Genomic DNA, 17,871 nt, shown 5'->3' with positions numbered 1-17,871 from the left:
CGGTCAGAGGTCCGGCGCGTCGATCTGCGGCAGGCTGTCGGGCACCTCGAGCGGCGCACCGGTCTGTGCGCGGAGTTCGTCCACGGTTATGCCGGGTGCGATTTCCAGCAGGCGGAAACCGCTTGGCGTCAGCTCGATCAGGCCGAGATTGCTGTAGATGCGGCGCACCACGCCCTGGCCCGTCAACGGATAGCTGCACTGTTCCACCAGCTTCGGCGCGCCGTCGCGGGTGGTGTGTTCGCTCAGCACCCAGATGGCGCGTGCACCGGCCACCAGGTCCATCGCCCCGCCCACCGCCGGCACGGCATCGGCGGCACCGGTGGACCAGTTGGCGATGTCGCCGTTGGCGGCCACCTGCATGGCGCCCAGGATGCAGACGTCGATGTGCCCGCCGCGGATCATGGCGAAGCTGTCGGCGTGGTGGAAGAAGGAAGCGCCGGGCAGCAGGGTCACCGGCTTCTTGCCCGCATTGATCAGCTCGGGGTCTTCCTGTCCGGCCGGGGGCGGCGGGCCGAAGCCCAGCAGGCCGTTTTCGCTGTGGTAGAGCAGTTCACGCCCGTCGGGCACGTAGCTCGCGACCAGTTCCGGCATGCCGATGCCCAGGTTCACCACGGCGCCATCCTGCAGGTCCTGCGCCGCGCGCCAGGCCATCTGCTTGCGGCTCAGCCCCAGGCGCTTTGCTTGCGTTTCGCTCATGGATAGCTTGCTCCCTGCGCCACCAGTTCGGACTCCACCAGGGGCTTCGACACCTCGACCAGGCGCTTCACGAAGACGCCCGGCGTGACGACCTGCTCCGGATCGAGCTCGCCCGGCTCCACCAGGCGGCGCACCTGCACGATGGCGGTTTCGGCGGCCATGCACATGATCGGCCCGAAGTTACGCGCCACCTTGTTGTAGGCGAGGTTGCCGAAGCGGTCGGCCCGCTCCGCCTTGACCAGCGCGAAGTCGGCGCGCAGGCCGCGTTCCAGCACATAGCGCCGGCCGTCGAATTCGCGCTCCTCCTTGCCCTCGGCCAGCGGCGTGCCGACCGAGGTGGGGGTGTAGAAGGCCGGGATGCCGGCGCCGCCGGCGCGGATGCGCTCGGCCAGCGTGCCTTGCGGCACCAGCTCCAGCTCGATCTTGCCGGCGCGGTAGAGCTCGGTGAAGACCCGGGAGTGGGAGGAGCGCGGGTAGCTGCAGATCACCTTGCGCACGCGCCCGGCGGCGATCAGCGCCGCCAGCCCCACCTGTCCGTTGCCGGCATTGTTATTGACCACGGTGAGCTCGCGCGCGCCCTGGTCGATCACGGCGTGGATGAGCTCGATCGGGCTGCCGGCCTCGCCGAAGCCGCCGATGAGCAGCGTCGCGCCGTCCTTGATGTCGTTGACCGCCTCCGGGATCGAGCGGCGGATCTTGTTGATCATGCGGAACTTCCGTCAGAAACCGAGGGAATCGCGGGTGCGATGGTACCAGACCGCGACGGGGAGGAACCATGGGCGGCCGTGATAGAGGGGCCGCGTGGGGAAGTCCAGTCCGTCCAGGGCCGTGGCGCCGTCGCCCGCCCCCAGAACCTGCCGCCCCAGCTTCATGCCCAGATAGCCCGAAAGCCCGACGCCGGAGCCGCAATAGCCCATGGCATAGTGCAGGCCCTCGTGCCGACCGATGTGCGGCAGCTCGTCGAAGCTATAGGCGACGAAGCCGGACCAGGAGTGGGTGATGCGCGTCTCACGCAGCTCCGGGAAGAGCGCCGTCATGGACTGGTGCAGCCGGCGCCCGCTGGTATGCGCATGGGTCTCCCCGTGAGAGACGCGCCCGCCGAAGAGGATGCGCCGGCCGTCCGGGCTGCTGCGGTAGTAGTAGACCACCTTGCGGCTGTCCGTGACCGTGCGCTGCCGGGGCATCAGGCGCTGCATGACCGCGGGAGCCAGCGGCTCGGTGGCGATGATGTAGCTGCCGATCGGAATGACCCGGCGGCGCAGCCAGGGCTGGGCCGGGCCGCTGTAGCCGTTGGTCGCCATCACGACTTCCTCGGCCTGCAGGCTGCCGGCACTGGTCTGCAGCCGCCAGCCGCCGGCCTCGCGCTGCAGCTCCAGCAGGCGGCAGGGCGCGACCACCGAGGCGCCGGCTTCCTGCGCCCGGACCAGCAGTCCGCGCAGATAGCGCGCCGGGTCCAGGCTGGCGTGGCGGGTGAAGACCAGGCCGCCGTGGTAGGCATCGGTGCCGATCTCCTCGCGCTGCTGTTCGCGCGGCACGATGCGGATGTCGCCGCGCTCCAGCTCCGGGCCCTCGCCGTAGCGGCGCAGCAAGCGCCGGAAGGCGGCCGGCGAGTGGGCGCCGTGGAACTTGCCGCAGACCCGGTAGGCGCAGTCGATCTCCTCCTCGGCGATGAAGCGCCCGGTCCAGGCTAGGGACTCGCGGCCCAGCTCAATGATGGCCGCCGCCCGCTCCGGGCCGTAGCGTTGGGTCAGGCTGGCAAGATCGGGCTTGAGGCCGGAGGAGACTTGCCCGCCATTGCGGCTGCTGCAGCCCCAGCCCGGCGCCTCGGCATCGATCACCAGCACCTGCCGCTCGCCGCGCGCGATCTGCAGCGCCGCATTCAACCCGGTATAGCCGGCCCCGACCACCACCACCTCGGCCCGCTCGGGCAGAGGTCGCCCCTCGTCCGGCAGAGGCTCCAGCCCCTCCCACCAATAGGGCGTAAGGCGCAAGGCAGCGTCTGCGGACTCGGACATGGGCGCTCCTGGAACGAGTGTTGAGGGGCGGCGGATCATGGCCCAGGCGGTCGGGAGCGGCCAGGGGGTTCTCACGCTGCTTTGGCTTTTCGCACCGCAGCATGTGAATTGAAGTTGACCATAATTGCGGCGGGAGGCTTCCTGCGCGCCGAGGAGCAAACGATCAAGGGCAGCGGTGATGATGACGAAAGACTACGGCACGGAGGCGCTTGCCGCCGTTCACGAAACGGCGCAGGGACTTCATGAAGCCGGGGTGATGGCAAAGCGCACCCTCAAGGAGTTTGACGCGCTTTGCCTTACACCGGTCGAAGATTTGGCGCCGGAGCAGATCCGGGAGATTCGCTTGCGCGAAGGGGCCAGCCAGGCGGTCTTCGCGCGCTATCTCAACGTAACCACCGGTCTCGTCAGCCAGTGGGAACGCGGCGAGAAACGGCCGCGCGGCGCTTCGCTCAAACTCCTGACCTTGGTAGCGCGCAAGGGGCTGCAGGCGGTGGCTTGAGATGTGGGCGGGGCAAGGTGTCGCGCCCCGTCATCGCGAGGAGGCGTAGCCGCCGTGGCGATCCAGGGCGGTTTGCTTGTGGCCCTGGATTGTCGCGCTCCCTGCGGTCGCTCGCAATGACGGTGGGGATAGATAGAATTGCACGACAAGGTGGTGGTTTGCGGCTGCGCGTTCTCCGGTAACCGGCGGCCTCATCAGCCGTGAAGTCAGGGCCCAGCCCCCGCGCAATCCCGCACGATCTCCCCAATCCTCCGCATCGTCTCCATCACCCGGTCCAGGCAATCCATCTCCGGGTGCCAGTTCGCAATGGCGCAGTAGGCCAAGGTGCGGCGGTCGGTGATCAGGCCGGCGTCGGCGCGTACGCCGGCGTCGCTGCCGGTCTTGTTGCAGAGGCGGGGGGCCTCGTTGCCCGCGGTATGCGCCAGGGGGTCGAGATGGAAGGCGGCGGCGAGCATCGAGAGGTCGACGCCGCTTGCGAGCCACTGGGCGACCCGGCTGTCGACGGTGGGGGAGAAGAGCTGGCGGCGGTGCAGTCGCGCGAAGAGGTCGGCCCAGTCTGCTGCGCGGCCCAGGCTGATCGTCGGCGGGTCGTCCGGCCCGCGGTCGTCGCGCACGCAGTCCTCAAGACGGCTTTCCGGATACCCCAGGGCGCGCCCGCGCGCCTGGACGGCCGCGAGCGTCACCCGCTGCAGCAGGGCGTTGGTGGCCCAGTTGTCGCTGACCGCGGCCACCAGCAGCGCGGCATCGGCGAGCGGCAGTGTGTTGCTTTGCAGGTGCTGCCAGAGGCCGGAATCCGCGACCCGGGACACACTGCGGCGATCGAGCGGCTCGTCCGCTTGAAGCGATCCCGCTTCGAGGCGGGCGGCGATCTCCAGCAGCAGGAAGACCTTGGCCAGGCTGGCGGTCTTCAAGGTTTGCCCCGGCGCGGCGGAGGCGATCACCGCGCCGTCGGCGACATCAACAACCTTGATGGACCAGGCGACCGCGGGCGTGCGGCCCAGCAGTTCCGCCAGGGCTGCGCTGTGTTCCTGCTCGCTCATCGTCTTCCCCCCGTCATGGTGCGTGGCAGGACGCCGGCACGCGGCGTGCTTGTCAATGCGACACGGGGTCAAGGAGCGGTCAGGTCAATGCTATGCTGGGGCGACGCAATCCGGACTTTTCCGCCCCTGGCCCTGGGCAGCCGCGATTGCGCCGGGTGCTCGCCATGCCGGGGTAAGGGCATAGTCGCACGCAGTCTCGGCGTAGCGTGCGGCCGGCGGCACCTGGGCCTCGCGCAGTGCTGCGTCGACGTGACCCAGCACCGAGTCCCGGCAGTCGATTTCTTCGGCAAAGCTGGGCACCCAGTAGCGCACGGTGTAGCGGATGCCGGAGCGCTCATAGGCGACCGCACGGGCATCGGGCTTCGGGTCGTTCAGCGCCAGTTCCGAACGCGCCGCCGCGCCCGCGAGCAGGTTGCGCGCGTCGGGAATTGGCAGTTCGTGCGGCAGCAGAATTTGGAGCTGTGCCCGATAGTTGCGGCGCGGTGCGCTGTAGTTGGTCAGGCGCTGGCGCGCGATCTGGCTGTTCGGCAGGATCATGTAGGTGGAATCGCGCGTCTGCAGCCGCGTGGTCCGCCAGCCGATCTCGATGATGCGCCCCTTCGACGCCCCGTCGATGTCGACCCAGTCACCAATCCGATAGGGTGCGTCGAGCCCGAGCGCGATACCGGAAAAGGCGTCGGCCACCACGTTGCGGATGGCGAAGCCGATCACCGCCAGCACCAGGCCGGAACTTGCAAGCGCGCCGCTCATGGACTGGCCGAGAAAGAGCATGATAGTGGCCACGAGCGCCGCGATGAAGAAGGCTGCGGCGACGAGTTCCTTCAGCAGCCGGGGGACGCGCCGGCCGGTCGTGGCCGAGCGCTCCAGCGCCAGCCCTACGAGGCGCCCGGCCAGCCAGGCCCAGGCGAAATAGGAGAAGCTGCCGGCGGCCCGGCGCAAGGTCTCCTGCGCCAGCCCGATCTCGTGCGCGACGGCTTCGTAGGTGAAGAACATGACGATGCTGGCCAGGGTCGCCACCGCTGGCCACGCAAGGTGCCGGAGCACGCGCCACCCGCGTCCCGAAGACTGCGATTTCTTGCTGCTGGTCATGCGGACTCCTTTCCCCGGGGTGGCGAAACGGCCGCATCGGAAGGGGAAGGTTGTCGCGGCGCGTGGCACCAGGGGCAGCGATGCGCTGCGGCGGGCAGCCTCGCTTCGCAGTTCCGACAAATGAGACCCATCGCGCCGCGCCGTGCCACGCCTCCACCTCCCACAATAATAGGGCCGGCTGCTTCGAAAAGCAGCCGGCCCGGCGCTCCGCCCTGGGCAGGGTGCGCAACCATAAAGGCTGCGCTCACTGCCAGCCGGCGAGCGCCTGTTCAGACGATGTACGAAGAAACCCCGGGCAACTGCCCCGTACTCGGGATCACAATCATAGATATAGGCGGTATTTTATAAGTTTCAAGCGTTTAAAGGCAGTTCTTCACGGCGGGCTCTTTTCTCCGGCGAATGCGAAGCCCGGTTCAGATCGGATGCGTGATCTTCCTGGGATGTCTTGAAAAACCCATCAGATGGATTATGGTACGTCAATGGTCGTCGTTCACCGCGCGCACGGATTCAGGTGCGTGATTTACACCGCTGACCACACCCCGGCGCATGTACATATCACCGGAGCGGGACAGGCAAAGGTGAATCTGTTCGGGCCGGACGGCCGACCAGAGTTGGTCTCTGTCGTGGGCATCAAGCCGGCGGAAATTCGGCGATTGATGTCAGAGGTTGTCGAACGCCGCGACGAGTTTATGAACGAATGGGAGCGTATCCATGGCACAGGTGACTGACGCGGAGTTCGCGGCTGCGGAAGCCCGTGGCCAAGCGATGCTGGAAAGGGAGCCTCGGGCCCGGTTCGCTCAGTACGACCGGAAAACCGGGCGGGTGACGGTCGAATTGGTGAACGGCTGCAGCTACCTCTTCCCGACCGATCTCGTTCAAGACCTGAGCGATGCCAGCCCCGAAGATCTCGCGGATGTCCAGGTCGATGGCATGGGTTTCAATCTGCACTGGCCCAAGCTTGACGTCGATCTCTACGTTCCGGCGCTCGTGGCAGGCGTGTTCGGCACGCGCGACTGGATGAGAAAGGCGCTCGCACGCCATGCGGGCAGTTCGACCTCTGCGGCGAAGGCGGCGGCGGCGCGCGAGAATGGTCGCAAGGGCGGACGGCCGCGCAAGCAGGCGTAATCAATCGCGAAGTGCATGAATGGGGAAGAGCCAGAGCATGGTGGGCGCGGCTGGGATTGAACCAGCGACCCCTGCCGTGTGAATACGGGTTTACCCCTTTTACCCTTGCTGACACGCTGACACCCCCGGCACAAAATCGTTGTAAAAGCCTATGTTAGTGGCAAACTGCAAGGCAGTGGTTAGCGCCCGCTGACACCTGTTTTTGCTGACACGTGCTGACATGGTGCTGACACAGGACGCTGACACGGGGGAGCGACATGGCGATCAAACTGACCAAAACGACAGTCGGCGAGGCCAAGCCTACGGGCAAACGATACATCTTGTGGGATATCGAAATTAAGGGCTTCGGGCTCCTGGTCCTGCCCACCGGCATCAAGTCCTATCTGTTCAACTACCGCACGCCCGAGGGCAAAGAGCGGCGCATCACCATCGGCAAGGCAACGGACTGGACCGCAGCCGAGGCACGCAAGCAGGCGGACAAGTACAAAGACGCGGTGAAACTGGGCTTGGACCCTTTGGGCAAAAAGCGAGAAGCACGGCAATCCATCACCGTTAGCGAACTGCTCGACGCCTACCTTGCCAGCGCCAAGTTCGGGGAAAAGGCAGAGTCAACCAAGGCGACCGACAAGGGACGCATCGACCGGCACTTAAAACCCCTGATGGGCAAGGTGTATGTGGAAAAGCTGACCAGCGAGGGGGTCAGGAAAATGCACCGCGACATCAAGGCCGGGAAGACCAGCGCCAAGGTAAAGACGAAGGCGCGCGGTCTGGCACGGGTGCAAGGCGGCGAGGGCACTGCAAACAAAGCTGTCAGGCTGCTCAGCGCGGCGATCAACTGGGCAATGTCCGAGGGTCTGCTGGCAAAGCTTACTAAGAACCCAAGCGAGGGGGTGAAGCTGGGCTCCGACGGGCAACGCGATACCATCTTGGCAGACGCCGAGGACTACAAGCGACTGTTTGAAACCCTGGACCGACTGCAAGAGGAACGCAGGCTGCGCCCTGCCGTGGCAGACGCGATCCGCGTCATCGCGCTGACCGGCGCGCGTAGGGGCGAAATCGCCGGTCTCAAATGGCAGCACGTGCATCTTGATAAGGGCCGCATCACCCTCCCGCCTGCAAGTCACAAGTCCGGCAGCAGGACCGGCAAGGCGCGCATCATAGGTCTGCCGACGCTGGCGCAGGAGATCATTAAGCGGCAGCCACAGGGCGAGCCGCACGACTATGTTTTCGCGCCACGCAAGGGTGAGGGGGTAGCTAACTTGTCCAAGCCCTGGCGTCTTGTAAGGGTCGAGGCGCAGCTACCAGACGGGATCGGGCTGCATGGGCTGCGCCACAGTCTGGCAAGCCAAATGGCTATGCAGGGCGCGCAGGCGGCGGAGATCATGACTGCGCTGGGGCATAGCCAACTCAGCACCGCGCAGCGGTATATCCATTGGGCGGAGGACCAGCACCAGAGCCTTGCAGAGCGTGCTGCGGGCGTGGTCATCGCTGGGGCAACCAGCGCCCAAGCCAAGCCCAAACGGGTCCGGCTCGACCCTACCAAGCGAAAGTGACCGCGTTTATATAAGCACGCGGAAAACATCTGTTTTCCAGAGACTTAGGGGGCTTTTTAGCCCCCATTATTTTTCTGCTAACGCGCGACTGTATTACATACGCAGTGACAGCGTTACGCAGAGGGTAAACGACAGTGCAAAAGTACCTTACCAGAAAAGAGGCGGCGGAGTTCCTGACCGAGCGCGGGATGCCGATATCCTGGCGTAGCTTGGGCAAGTTTGCCACGCGGGGCGGCGGGCCGACCTACCGTATCTTTGGGTTCCGCGCTCTTTACAGGCCGGACGACCTGCTTGAATGGGCCGAAGGCAGGATGAGCGAACCGCGCGAAAACACTGCGGGGCAACCGGCGCGCAGCAAGCGAGTCAGGCTATAGGCCATGACGTTACGCCAACTTATTTTGCGTAACATAAATAAACACCAAGCATAGACTCTTTTTGTTCTGGGTTGACGATAAGAAACGGCTGAACTATGGATGAAGGTATTCCGCAATTGGAGGATACGGCATGGATAAGGCAATGCTTGAGCGCATAAAAGATAAGGAACTTAGGAATTGCAGGTGGTTTGGACCATACGCCAAGCAACCAATTAAGAAAAAACAGGCGACTAAGATAAGAACACGGCCTGTTAAGCGAAATGAATGCAAGTAAATAATCGTATGAATTTAGCATAACGATGCTAAAATACCCTCCAGTGATTGTTTTATCCTGGAGGGTATTTTCATGTCTGACGCCAAGATTGGAGCCGTACATGCCGAAGCCTCGCTTGGCGTTGCTTCCTGGCAAAAGAGTCTAGATCAACTGAGCCGCAGCACGCGGGTCGCAACCACTAGAGTCAATAAAGAGTTTCAAACCACCACGACCGCAACGCAAAGGCTCGAAAGGTCGATGGGGAACCTTGCCAGGGCCGCAGCCGGGCCATTGGCAGCCGCGCTGAGCGTGAGAACCGTGCAGCGGTTTACCGCCGAGACATTAAAGAGTGCCGACGCCCTGCAGAAGATGTCTCGGCAGGTCGGGCTCGGCACGTCGGAGTTCCAAAGCTACAGCCAAGCGGCTGAGCGCGCCGGGATGCAGACCAATAACTTTGAGCGGTCCCTGGGCACGTTTGCCCAGCGTGTGGGCGAAGCCCGTAAGGAGCAGGGCAGCCTAAACACGGCGCTCAAAGACACCGATAAAGCCCTGCTCGACAACGTGAAGAACGCCAAGAACCAACGCGAAGCCCTGGAACTGATGGCCGACGCCATCGCCGGCGCGGAAGACCAGACCGAGCGCCTACGTCTGGCCAATGCTGCGTTTGGCCGACAGGGCCGCGAAATGGTTGAGTTTTTGCAACACGGGCGCGAGGGGCTGAGGCAATACGAGCAACGTGCGCAGGCCCTGGGCCATGTCCTAAGCAAGGAAGCCCTCGATGGTGTTGAGGACTTCAATGATGCAGTCGCCGACCTAAACAAAACCATCCGCACGCAGATCCAGGAAGGTCTGCTGACCACCTTCACCAAGGACACCGGGGCACTAAGCGAAGTAGCCAAGGATAAGGACTTCCATCAGGGCTTGCAGGCTATTGGGGGCGGCATCGCTTGGATAGGTCAGCAGGCTGCGGGCACTGTAACGCAGCTTGGGAATGTCGTCGAACTCATGAATGACCCAAGCTGGGCCAACTTCCGCGCAGTCATGCAGACGGGCATTGGTGGCTTGGCGCAGGGGGCTGCACAGACGGTCGGGGGATGGTTCGGCGACAGCAAGCCGGAGACCATGCTTGAGGCTGCAAAGCAGCTACAGGCTGTGCAGGAGCGCATCGCGGAGACCGAGCGCACCATCGCACAGTATAGGGCACAAGGGTACGAGTCTGGCGCACAGGAGGCCGAGCGGCAGCTTGCATCACTGCGGCAGCAAGAAGCCGCTATCCACGGGCAAATGGCAGCCCTGGATGAACTGGGCACCGCACGCGAGCGCAACACAGACGCCACGCTCGACGCCATTGTCGTCACGGGGCAGGCGACCGAGGCGACCGACACGGACACCGAGTCCAACAACGCCAACACCAATTCTCTTGGCGGGCGGGCCAGTGCAGTCAGTCAGCTCGAAGCCTCCTACGAAGCATTGGAAGCCAGACTGGACCCCCTTGGCGCTGCCCATGATGAGTTCAACGGCCACATGGAAACGCTGAACAAGGCCCTAGATGCTGGCATCGTGGGTTACGGGGAATATCTACAGCAAGTCGCCCGGCTGGAGTCGGTTTACGCGGACACCCTCGATCCGCTGGCCGCTACCCTGGAGGGCTTGGACGAGCAAATCAAACTGACCCGGATGAGTAGCGAGGAAGCGGCGATCTACTCCGACGTGCAGGCCCACGTTAACGAACTCCGCGCGCAGGGTGTGGAGCTGACAGCAGCCGAGATCGACGCCATCGAAGGCAAAGTAAGGGCCTTGCACCGGGAGCGCGGCGCACTCGATAGAAACGCAGCCTCCATGCAACGCTATGGCTCGGCGCAAAGCTCCATGGGCATGGGGATTGATGGGTTCACCAACAAGCTCTTCGACGCGATTACAGACCCGTCGAAGTGGAACATGGATAGTGTCAGGGGCATGGCAAATGACCTCGCTATGGACTTCTTCCAGGTCGGGATGAGCGAGGCACTAGGCGGCGCTGCGGGCAGTGGCATGGGCCAGGGCATCAGCAGCGTCCTGGGCGGCATCCTGGGCCAATCGGGTGCCCGACCTGCTGGCCAGTCTGGCGGGAACATCCTCAACGACCTGTTCAGCGTCGGCACCAGCATGGCGGGCTTCGTCGAAATGGGGCGTGGCAACGGATTCCTAGGCGAGCTGCTCAGTATCCCGATCGGAGGCATGTCTGCGGGCACCACGCTCACCCCATACGTTGTAGACGAGGTTGCGCTCACCGACGAGCAGCGCACCCAAATACTTTCTTACCTAAAAGGAAATAGTGATGAGCCTTGTAGCCGCTTTTGTGAACAGCACGGATGCGTTTCTAGTGAGCGACACTGCGGCGTATCAGGGGCGCGATCCACAATTTCACTTTCCGAAGGTGTTCTACTTACCGCATCATAACCTTGCTTTTGGTGGGGTTGGTTCCTGCTATGTTTTACTCAAAATGTATGAGTATCTTTGTGGCCAGACGTTATTTCGCGGCTTTGACGATGCTGCACAGGTGGTAAAACCCCTACTAATGCAAGCCAATGCCGAGTTTAAGAAGTCTCTTGGTGCCGAAGCTGATAACTTTAATTTCCACGACGTGAATGCACCCAAGGAACCGGCAAGCGTAAATACGATATACAACGTGCTTGTACTTGTAGGGTACAGCCTAACACTTAAACGAATGGCCGCTCTGGTTTTTGACGATCAGCCCACCACGGAGACGCAGTTGAGCGAGGGCTTGATATGCGTGCCTGCCGTCCCGCCGGACCTGCTCAACGTTTTCCAGCATTACGCGCAGACGGACCCGCAGCACGCCCTGATCGCCACAGCGGAAGCCCAGCACGCGGGCATGAAGAACGAGCTAGGACACTTCGGAAGTGGGGGCAAATTGGTCTGCCATCATGTTATGGAACATGAAGCAACGTGCAAGACTATACACCATTTTGACAATAACGCGGAGTTCTCACAAAGGTTAAAGGAAAAACAGCATGAGCATTGAGAGCACGGCATTGGAAAGCTGTCTGGCGTCCGGCAGTGATTTCTATCCGGAGATTCAGACAATAAGGCAACTACAAAAGGAAATAGAGGCGGGTGCCTTCGAGGCGCTGCCGCTGTCTGAGCAGGCGAGACTTATTAGGAAAATGCTGTCTGGTCTGTCTGCTATTTCCCGGCGCATGGTCGAATTGGGGCAAAACGAAATGAAGCCCCACCTACGGAACTTGGATCATTTTTGTATTGCAGTAAACGGCGGATACCTACGCAGCATGCCAAATGCCGAGCGCAAGGCACTGATGGCCACGCTAGTTGGACTTCTTTTGGACGTTTCGACGACCGCTATTTTGGCGGGCAAGTATTAAGCTAGGATAAGCGGAGGTAGACCGATGGCGGGGAAAGAGTACGATTATTCCGAGTACTTGCGAAAGCCGCAACCGCAGTTGGACTGGGCCAAGCGTAGGTGCCTGGGCTGCGATACAATGTTTAATTCGTCTTGGATTGGAAACCGACTCTGCAATCCATGCAAGGGAATCGTTGATAACAGGCAGAAGAACACAGGATGGAGCCGGGGAACGAATCGAGACAGGGGGGAGGTCCGAACGGAGCGGCGGTTCGTCCTACCCTTGGACCAAAAGTGGAACGATTTCAGCTTTCAGCGGAAGCGGAAGGTTAGGCGGGTGCGGTTGCCCGAGACGCAGGCTGCGGAGTGAGCCATGTTGACGATTCGGCGCCATGCGACTACGCTGGACGCATAATTACTAATATAGAATATTATAACTTTTTCTTTGTGACATAAAAATTTCCCCCCGCTGGCCAGGGCAGGTAAGCGAGGGGAAATAAAGGAACAACGATGGTTATTACATTAGCCCCACCTCGCCTCCCAGTCAACAGCCCTGTGCTTGCCTATGTGGACACTATTGCGGTCTACATCAGCCGGGCCAAACTTGCCTACAACAGAACGATATTTAGCGAGTTGTCAGACGCGAACCAAGGTAGGTTCCAGAAGTGCGTTGTACAGCCCCAAGGCTGGGCAGACCCGCTCGGGTGGTACGTGACCCTGCATCAACCCACCCATGCCACGCTGGCAGCCCTAGCACGCCATAGGCTGCCCCTGTCACGCTGCCACATAGCCATCGACGTAGACCCCGACCACGGTCACACCCTGGCGCACGCGACCGTGCAGAAATGGCACGGCAAGCGGCAGACATACCAGTACGAGGCCTCCACCTATTGGGCTGCCGATGCCAGCACGGGGCGAAACCTGTCTTACTACGGGGACCGGGCTAGCAAGGTAACGGGCACGCGCTGCGGTCACTTAGAATTACGATTCAACGGTAGGAAGGCAACGCGACGTGCAGGGCTAGACAATCCCCGAACGATACTGGACGACATCGACCTGGATGCACTGCTCGGCCGACAGATTCGCTTTTTGAAAATGAACCACACCAAGCTAGGGCGGCGATTGGATAAGCTGGCGCAGACCGTAAAGTGGAAGCGGAGGCGGTCTGGTCGCGTGTCGTCTATCCGCCAGGAGCAAGAGCGCCGTCATCTACGTAGGTTATCCAGGCTGGGCAGCACGGAAACACAGACAGCACGATATGCCAGTTTTGACGATGTGCCAGTGCAGCTTATCCAAGACTACTGCCCACACCTTAGAACCTGTCTGGACCCCCTAGAATACCCCCATGGAAACGCCCCACAGACATAGTTAAGTGACCACCCTTACCATTTTGCCTGGATCCCATTGATATTATTGACAAAAACAGCACCCCTATTTTTACCACGCACCCCACAATGTTAGATACACCTAGCGAAGCTAGTAACATCAATTATTGGAGTGGTAGTGGGGTAACTATGGTGGGTCTGTAGTGGGTAGGGGTAGGTGTAGCTATGTAGTGTTGTCAGTGTCCCTAGTCCAGTCCCTAGTCCTATCCATACTACTACCATTGTCCCACACCCCACACTTATATTCCTTAGTACAGACCACACCCATAGAAACTATTTCCACCCCCACTAAAATAATCCACACTACGTAGCCACACCCCATAACTACGCCTATAGATGTCACCTACATCCCATATTGAGCTGTAGACCGGAGTCTATTGGCTTGTGGAAGGTGTCCGGCGGGATGCTCACCCTGGCACAAGTAACCCCGCGTTCGCACGGCCACCGATATGCCGCGCCTTTGCCAGTGGTAAAGTATAGATAAGACGTGGCGCAGGCGATACTTGACGCAGTAACTATATCATGCTTATATATGTCCTGGGTCGAGATGTTTGATATACCTCCTTCCTTTTACGTACTTAGGGCGACTTGGCTACCTCCGAAGCAGTCAAGTCGCCCTATTTCTTTGTCCTATTGTGACGGTCGTTTGGCAGGTCACGGCCAGGTTAACCCCGCGCCCAATCGGATGATGCGAGAGTTGCTGCAAAGCTTGCCATCCCCAGTAGAATGGGCGAGGCTGCCCGTGTCGATGCACGCAGACCGCAACCAAGGGTGCGAGAGATGAGGAAAACCATCCTGGCCGCAGCACTTGCGCTCATGCCCGTGTCGGCTGGGGCAGAAGAGACGAAAATGGATTTCCTCACATGCGGACCAGCCGAGGAGTATGCCTGGGAGATCATGGCTGCGCGCCAAAGGGGTGTTTCTATTGGCGACGTGATGCTTCTAACTGACGTTATGGAAGAGGGGTTTTGGAAGCAATACCTTAAAAGCATGACCATAGCTGCGTACCGATTTCCGGTAGCCGATAGCGAACAGGGTAAATATGAGTTGGTCAGTGACTTTGCAAATAAAGTAGCAATAGAATGCTACGAAGCGTTATATTCAATAAATTAATCCTATATCATTCATCATCGCTTTTTTTATTATACCTTTCTATAGTTCGCCTAATTGCATACCCTCTGTCATGGTGTATACCATACTCTGCAAATTGCGAAACGTCGAGTTCGCATGTCTTAGTAAAGCATTTCTCTTGTTTAGAATTTTTGTAATAAAGCACTGTAGTAAACGGCATAAGACCATCAACGCCGATAAGATTGTGCAAGTTTCCAATTTGTATTCGTAATTCTCCACCTGGGCGTATGGCGGTAATTGGATTAAGTTTTGTGTTAGTAGTAATGTTATCTATATGCCATACGAAGTTTTCTTTATCGCATTTAATTGCTAATTGTATATCTCTGGCAATCCCTCGCCCTGAATTGTGGATAACGAGCGCCACTTCATCATTGTGCTCTCCTTCGAGTTCTAAATAAGTCATAACCTCGGGCAACTCCCCAAGCTCCCGAAGCAAGCGGTTCTCTTCAGCTACACGACGGGAAAACACCGCCGTTGCGCCTGCGACCAGTACCATCGCTGCCGTCGAAAACGCGATAATGATATCGAGAAAAGCCTGCCACTGCGGGTCCATTGCCATAGCCCCCTCCACTAGTACTAGTACGACGCGAGGCACGCACTCTACCTTGGCTGCTTGGGGATGTGAAGGGTGCTAGATGCTCTCGCCGTAGTGTGCCGCACTAAGCGCAGCATATTCACTTTAGAGTAGTAATTACATAAAAGGATGCTATATTACCTGTAGTGGATAACAGTACACTTGCAGGTTAGCGGAAATGGCACGTAGTAATCTGTATACTACAGCACGATGGAAAGCGAAACGACACGCCCAACTAAGGGCCGAGCCCCTTTGTCGTTTCTGCGCGATACAGGGCGCGACCACACCCGCAACCATCGCAGACCACGTACAGCCCCACAATGGCGACCCACAAGCATTCTGGTCTAACCAGCTACAGTCCCTGTGCAAGTACCACCACGACTCCACAAAGCAGAGCATGGAGCGCAACGCCCACAAGCCCCGCATCGGTCTAGACGGTTTCCCAGTCGAGAACAATCCAGATGAATACTTATCCTATATATACTGACCTGAGCGCCCATTATCGCTGCAAGCAGTGCAAGACCGAGTGGCAGGCCGAACTCGGGCTTATCGAATGCCCTGCATGTGGCCACCACTACGCACACTGGACCAATGCAGACGCCATGCAGACGGCCATAGACCAAGCGAACCAGAACTACCACGAACGAAAAGCATTTAACCCCAACTACAGACGACCGCACCGGGGGTAGGAAGAACTCCAAACCGAAATCGCCAGACAGCGGCGGCAGTACCGCAAAAACTACAAACATTAAGAAACAAGATTATTAGTAGAACCCTATCCTAACACATTTAGCTTGCCAGGAAATTATGGGCGCACGAGGTTTTAAGTCTAAGCAGGAAACGGAGATGGTAGCAAAGCGCGGGCAGGTAATGACCGTGCCAGAGCCTCCGTTTGACCTTGTAGACGAAGAGGCTGCGGAGTGGCGTCGGCAGATCATCGACATGGACCCAAGCCGATGCACGCCCGAGACCCTGGCGCTACTGACTCAGCTTTGTCGGCATATCGTTTGCGCGCGCAGGATCGCCCGTAACATCACCAAGTTCAACAAGGCCAAGCATCACCCGATCAAACCCTATAACGATCTGTTGCGGATGCAGGAGCGTGAAACGCGGTGCATCGTGTCCATCGCCAAGCAGATAAGAATTGCGGTCGATGGTTACGGCAAGACGAAAGGACGTGGTGGCCGTCGCGTTTCCTTGGAGGCGTCTCCATGGAACGAGTAAGACTGTCACAACGCGGACGCAGGAATATAGCCTGGATTGAAAAGCACTGCTTTGTGCCAGAGGGCAAGCTGTACGCGCAGCCAATGAGGCTGCGTGGATGGCAGAAGAAAGACCTTCGCAAGATCTACGATAACCCCGCAGGCACCCGGACTGCCATACTTTCGTTCGGAAAGAAGAATGGCAAGTCCACGCTGGCAGCCTGTTTGTTGCTCCTACACTTGGTCGGTCCTGAGTCGGTTCCTAATGGTCAGTTGATTTCCACGGCACAAAGCAAGGAGCAGGCCGGCGTGCTTTTCAAGCTCGCCGCCAAGATCGTTCGCTTGTCTCCGACCCTACAGCCTTTTGTCACGGTCAGGGACCACATGAAGGAATTGCACTGCGCAAAGCGCGGCACGCTCTACCGCGCCCTGTCTGCCGAAGCCAAGACCGCGCACGGCTTGAGCCCCGTCTTTGCGGTGCATGACGAACTCGGTCAGGTCGAAGGCCCCCGGTCCGAACTATACAACGCTGTCGAGAACGCAGCCGGTGCCCATGAGGCCCCACTGTCGATTGTCATATCGACCCAAGCCCCCACCGATGCCGACCTACTCTCTATTCTGATTGATGATGCCCTGGCAGGGCACGATCCCCGAACCGTGGTCTCCCTATATACGGCAGACCCCGACGCAGACCCCTTTGACGAGCAGACCATACGCCAAGCGAACCCGAGCGCCGCAGACTTCCTTAACCTGGAGGAATTGCAGCAGCAGGCGGCACGGGCAAAGCGACTGCCGTCAGAGGAACCCCTGTTCCGCAACTACGTCCTCAATCAGCGGGTCGAAGTAGCAAGCCCCTTCATTACCAAGGATGTGTGGAAGTCCTGCGCCCTGCATGTGCTGGAAGACTTGGAGGGCTTGCCGGTCTACGCAGGCTTAGACCTGTCACAGACAACCGACCTGACCGCCCTGGTTCTCGTGGCGCACAACGAGGGCCGGTGGCATGTGCAGCCCACCTTCTGGCTCCCACAGGAGGGGCTTGTGGAGCGGTCACGGCGCGACCGGGTGCCCTACGACACATGGGCCGCGCAGGGCCACCTACAGACGACCCCCGGCAAGGCGCTCGAATACAGCTACGTAGCCGAACACATCCGGGGCTTGGTTGACGACCTCGACTTGAGAAAGGTCGCGTTCGACCGCTGGGGTTTCCGTCACCTACGCCCGTGGCTTCTGCAAGCGGGAATGAGTGAAGCCGAGGTCGATGACCTGTTCGCCGACTTCGGGCAGGGCTTCCGCTCAATGAGTCCTGCCCTGACCACGCTCGAAACCCTGCTCTTGCAAGAGAAGGTCGCGCATGGGGGCCACCCCGTACTTTCCATGTGTGCCGCAAACGCGGTCATCGAGTCCGATGCAGCGGGCAATAGGAAGCTTGCAAAGCACAAGGCGCGCGGACGCATCGACGGGCTTGTGGCCCTAACGATGGCGCTCGCCGTGGCCGAGACCGCACCGCCCCCCAAAGGCCCGTCTGTTTATGAGTCCAGGGGAGTCTTGTCCCTGGATATGCCCTGGATTTAAGC

16 protein-coding genes are annotated in these 17,871 nt (G+C 60.2%); 10 read left to right on the top strand and 6 right to left on the bottom strand.

Going from position 1 to position 17,871, the window contains the following annotated elements:
* Nucleotides 1-3 precede the first annotated feature (3 nt).
* Genes ABZ720_RS09440 through ABZ720_RS09430 form a run of 3 tightly spaced genes read right to left on the bottom strand, consistent with a single transcriptional unit; the run spans nucleotide 4 to nucleotide 2,711 of the window.
* On the bottom strand, nucleotides 4-696 hold the full coding sequence (locus ABZ720_RS09440) for a 3-oxoacid CoA-transferase subunit B (RefSeq protein WP_366555271.1): 693 nt from the start codon (nucleotides 694-696) through the stop codon (nucleotides 4-6).
* A complete protein-coding gene (locus ABZ720_RS09435) occupies nucleotides 693-1,403 on the bottom strand; it encodes a 3-oxoacid CoA-transferase subunit A (RefSeq protein WP_366555270.1) in 711 nt (236 codons plus the stop codon). The genes ABZ720_RS09440 and ABZ720_RS09435 overlap by 4 nt, the downstream gene beginning before the upstream one ends.
* A gap of 12 nt (nucleotides 1,404-1,415) precedes the next feature.
* Nucleotides 1,416-2,711, bottom strand: a complete 1,296-nt coding sequence (locus ABZ720_RS09430) for an NAD(P)/FAD-dependent oxidoreductase (RefSeq protein WP_366555269.1) — start codon at nucleotides 2,709-2,711, stop codon at nucleotides 1,416-1,418.
* 178 nt (nucleotides 2,712-2,889) lie between these two features.
* Between ABZ720_RS09430 and ABZ720_RS09425 the strand changes: the two genes are divergently transcribed.
* Nucleotides 2,890-3,210 (top strand): helix-turn-helix domain-containing protein, encoded by a 321-nt coding sequence (locus ABZ720_RS09425; protein WP_366555268.1) that lies wholly within the window; start codon nucleotides 2,890-2,892, stop codon nucleotides 3,208-3,210.
* A 206-nt stretch (nucleotides 3,211-3,416) separates the two neighbouring features.
* Here the strand turns inward: ABZ720_RS09425 and ABZ720_RS09420 are convergent, their stop codons facing one another.
* Both ABZ720_RS09420 and ABZ720_RS09415 read right to left on the bottom strand, forming a co-directional pair.
* Entirely contained in the window at nucleotides 3,417-4,250 is an 834-nt protein-coding gene (locus tag ABZ720_RS09420) for a serine hydrolase (protein WP_366555267.1), read from the bottom strand.
* A 90-nt stretch (nucleotides 4,251-4,340) separates the two neighbouring features.
* Nucleotides 4,341-5,339 carry a mechanosensitive ion channel family protein gene (locus ABZ720_RS09415; protein ID WP_366555266.1) on the bottom strand — a complete coding sequence of 333 codons (999 nt, stop codon included), beginning with the start codon at nucleotides 5,337-5,339 and terminating at the stop codon, nucleotides 4,341-4,343.
* A 515-nt stretch (nucleotides 5,340-5,854) separates the two neighbouring features.
* Here ABZ720_RS09415 and ABZ720_RS09410 point away from each other — a divergent pair.
* From ABZ720_RS09410 to ABZ720_RS09380, 7 genes are all read left to right on the top strand, one after another.
* On the top strand, nucleotides 5,855-6,067 hold the full coding sequence (locus tag ABZ720_RS09410; RefSeq protein ID WP_366555265.1) for a DUF4160 domain-containing protein: 213 nt from the start codon (nucleotides 5,855-5,857) through the stop codon (nucleotides 6,065-6,067).
* Complete coding sequence (locus ABZ720_RS09405; RefSeq protein WP_366555264.1) at nucleotides 6,051-6,464, top strand: DUF2442 domain-containing protein; 414 nt, start codon at nucleotides 6,051-6,053, stop codon at nucleotides 6,462-6,464. Before ABZ720_RS09410 ends, ABZ720_RS09405 begins: the two co-directional genes overlap by 17 nt.
* Nucleotides 6,465-6,721: 257 nt before the next feature.
* Nucleotides 6,722-8,017 carry a site-specific integrase gene (locus tag ABZ720_RS09400; protein WP_366555263.1) on the top strand — a complete coding sequence of 432 codons (1,296 nt, stop codon included), beginning with the start codon at nucleotides 6,722-6,724 and terminating at the stop codon, nucleotides 8,015-8,017.
* A 720-nt stretch (nucleotides 8,018-8,737) separates the two neighbouring features.
* Nucleotides 8,738-11,083: a hypothetical protein gene (locus tag ABZ720_RS09395; protein ID WP_366555262.1), complete on the top strand. Its 2,346-nt coding sequence runs from the start codon at nucleotides 8,738-8,740 to the stop codon at nucleotides 11,081-11,083.
* Entirely contained in the window at nucleotides 11,007-11,669 is a 663-nt protein-coding gene (locus tag ABZ720_RS09390) for a hypothetical protein (RefSeq protein WP_366555261.1), read from the top strand. Before ABZ720_RS09395 ends, ABZ720_RS09390 begins: the two co-directional genes overlap by 77 nt.
* Nucleotides 11,659-12,027, top strand: a complete 369-nt coding sequence (locus ABZ720_RS09385; RefSeq protein ID WP_366555260.1) for a hypothetical protein — start codon at nucleotides 11,659-11,661, stop codon at nucleotides 12,025-12,027. Before ABZ720_RS09390 ends, ABZ720_RS09385 begins: the two co-directional genes overlap by 11 nt.
* A gap of 2,143 nt (nucleotides 12,028-14,170) precedes the next feature.
* On the top strand, nucleotides 14,171-14,503 hold the full coding sequence (locus ABZ720_RS09380) for a hypothetical protein (RefSeq protein WP_366555259.1): 333 nt from the start codon (nucleotides 14,171-14,173) through the stop codon (nucleotides 14,501-14,503).
* Between the two features lie 7 nt (nucleotides 14,504-14,510).
* Here the strand turns inward: ABZ720_RS09380 and ABZ720_RS09375 are convergent, their stop codons facing one another.
* Nucleotides 14,511-15,080: a DUF8453 domain-containing protein gene (locus ABZ720_RS09375; protein WP_366555258.1), complete on the bottom strand. Its 570-nt coding sequence runs from the start codon at nucleotides 15,078-15,080 to the stop codon at nucleotides 14,511-14,513.
* Nucleotides 15,081-15,941: 861 nt separating this feature from the next.
* On the opposite strand from ABZ720_RS09375, the gene ABZ720_RS09370 reads away from it, so the two are divergent.
* Both ABZ720_RS09370 and ABZ720_RS09365 read left to right on the top strand, forming a co-directional pair.
* Nucleotides 15,942-16,319: a hypothetical protein gene (locus tag ABZ720_RS09370; RefSeq protein WP_366555257.1), complete on the top strand. Its 378-nt coding sequence runs from the start codon at nucleotides 15,942-15,944 to the stop codon at nucleotides 16,317-16,319.
* Entirely contained in the window at nucleotides 16,307-17,869 is a 1,563-nt protein-coding gene (locus tag ABZ720_RS09365) for a terminase large subunit (protein WP_366555256.1), read from the top strand. Before ABZ720_RS09370 ends, ABZ720_RS09365 begins: the two co-directional genes overlap by 13 nt.
* The last annotated feature ends 2 nt before the right edge of the window (nucleotides 17,870-17,871 follow it).

This window comes from Aquibaculum sediminis, from assembly GCF_040712085.1.
GTDB lineage: Bacteria > Pseudomonadota > Alphaproteobacteria > Kiloniellales > DSM-21159 > Aquibaculum > Aquibaculum sediminis.
Note: the sequence above shows the minus strand (reverse complement) of the source record. Positions and strands in the feature narration are given on the sequence as shown.

Bases quoted from the DNA above. Each gene is read 5' to 3' on its own strand.
- ABZ720_RS09440 (WP_366555271.1), bottom strand. From the start codon at position 696: ATGAGCGAAACGCAAGCAAAGCGCCTGGGGCTGAGCCGCAAGCAGATG.
- ABZ720_RS09435 (WP_366555270.1), bottom strand. From the start codon at position 1,403: ATGATCAACAAGATCCGCCGCTCGATCCCGGAGGCGGTCAACGACATC.
- ABZ720_RS09430 (WP_366555269.1), bottom strand. From the start codon at position 2,711: ATGTCCGAGTCCGCAGACGCTGCCTTGCGCCTTACGCCCTATTGGTGG.
- ABZ720_RS09425 (WP_366555268.1), top strand. From the start codon at position 2,890: ATGATGACGAAAGACTACGGCACGGAGGCGCTTGCCGCCGTTCACGAA.
- ABZ720_RS09420 (WP_366555267.1), bottom strand. From the start codon at position 4,250: ATGAGCGAGCAGGAACACAGCGCAGCCCTGGCGGAACTGCTGGGCCGC.
- ABZ720_RS09415 (WP_366555266.1), bottom strand. From the start codon at position 5,339: ATGACCAGCAGCAAGAAATCGCAGTCTTCGGGACGCGGGTGGCGCGTG.
- ABZ720_RS09405 (WP_366555264.1), top strand. From the start codon at position 6,051: ATGGCACAGGTGACTGACGCGGAGTTCGCGGCTGCGGAAGCCCGTGGC.
- ABZ720_RS09400 (WP_366555263.1), top strand. From the start codon at position 6,722: ATGGCGATCAAACTGACCAAAACGACAGTCGGCGAGGCCAAGCCTACG.
- ABZ720_RS09395 (WP_366555262.1), top strand. From the start codon at position 8,738: ATGTCTGACGCCAAGATTGGAGCCGTACATGCCGAAGCCTCGCTTGGC.
- ABZ720_RS09385 (WP_366555260.1), top strand. From the start codon at position 11,659: ATGAGCATTGAGAGCACGGCATTGGAAAGCTGTCTGGCGTCCGGCAGT.
- ABZ720_RS09380 (WP_366555259.1), top strand. From the start codon at position 14,171: ATGAGGAAAACCATCCTGGCCGCAGCACTTGCGCTCATGCCCGTGTCG.
- ABZ720_RS09375 (WP_366555258.1), bottom strand. From the start codon at position 15,080: ATGGCAATGGACCCGCAGTGGCAGGCTTTTCTCGATATCATTATCGCG.
- ABZ720_RS09370 (WP_366555257.1), top strand. From the start codon at position 15,942: ATGGTAGCAAAGCGCGGGCAGGTAATGACCGTGCCAGAGCCTCCGTTT.
- ABZ720_RS09365 (WP_366555256.1), top strand. From the start codon at position 16,307: ATGGAACGAGTAAGACTGTCACAACGCGGACGCAGGAATATAGCCTGG.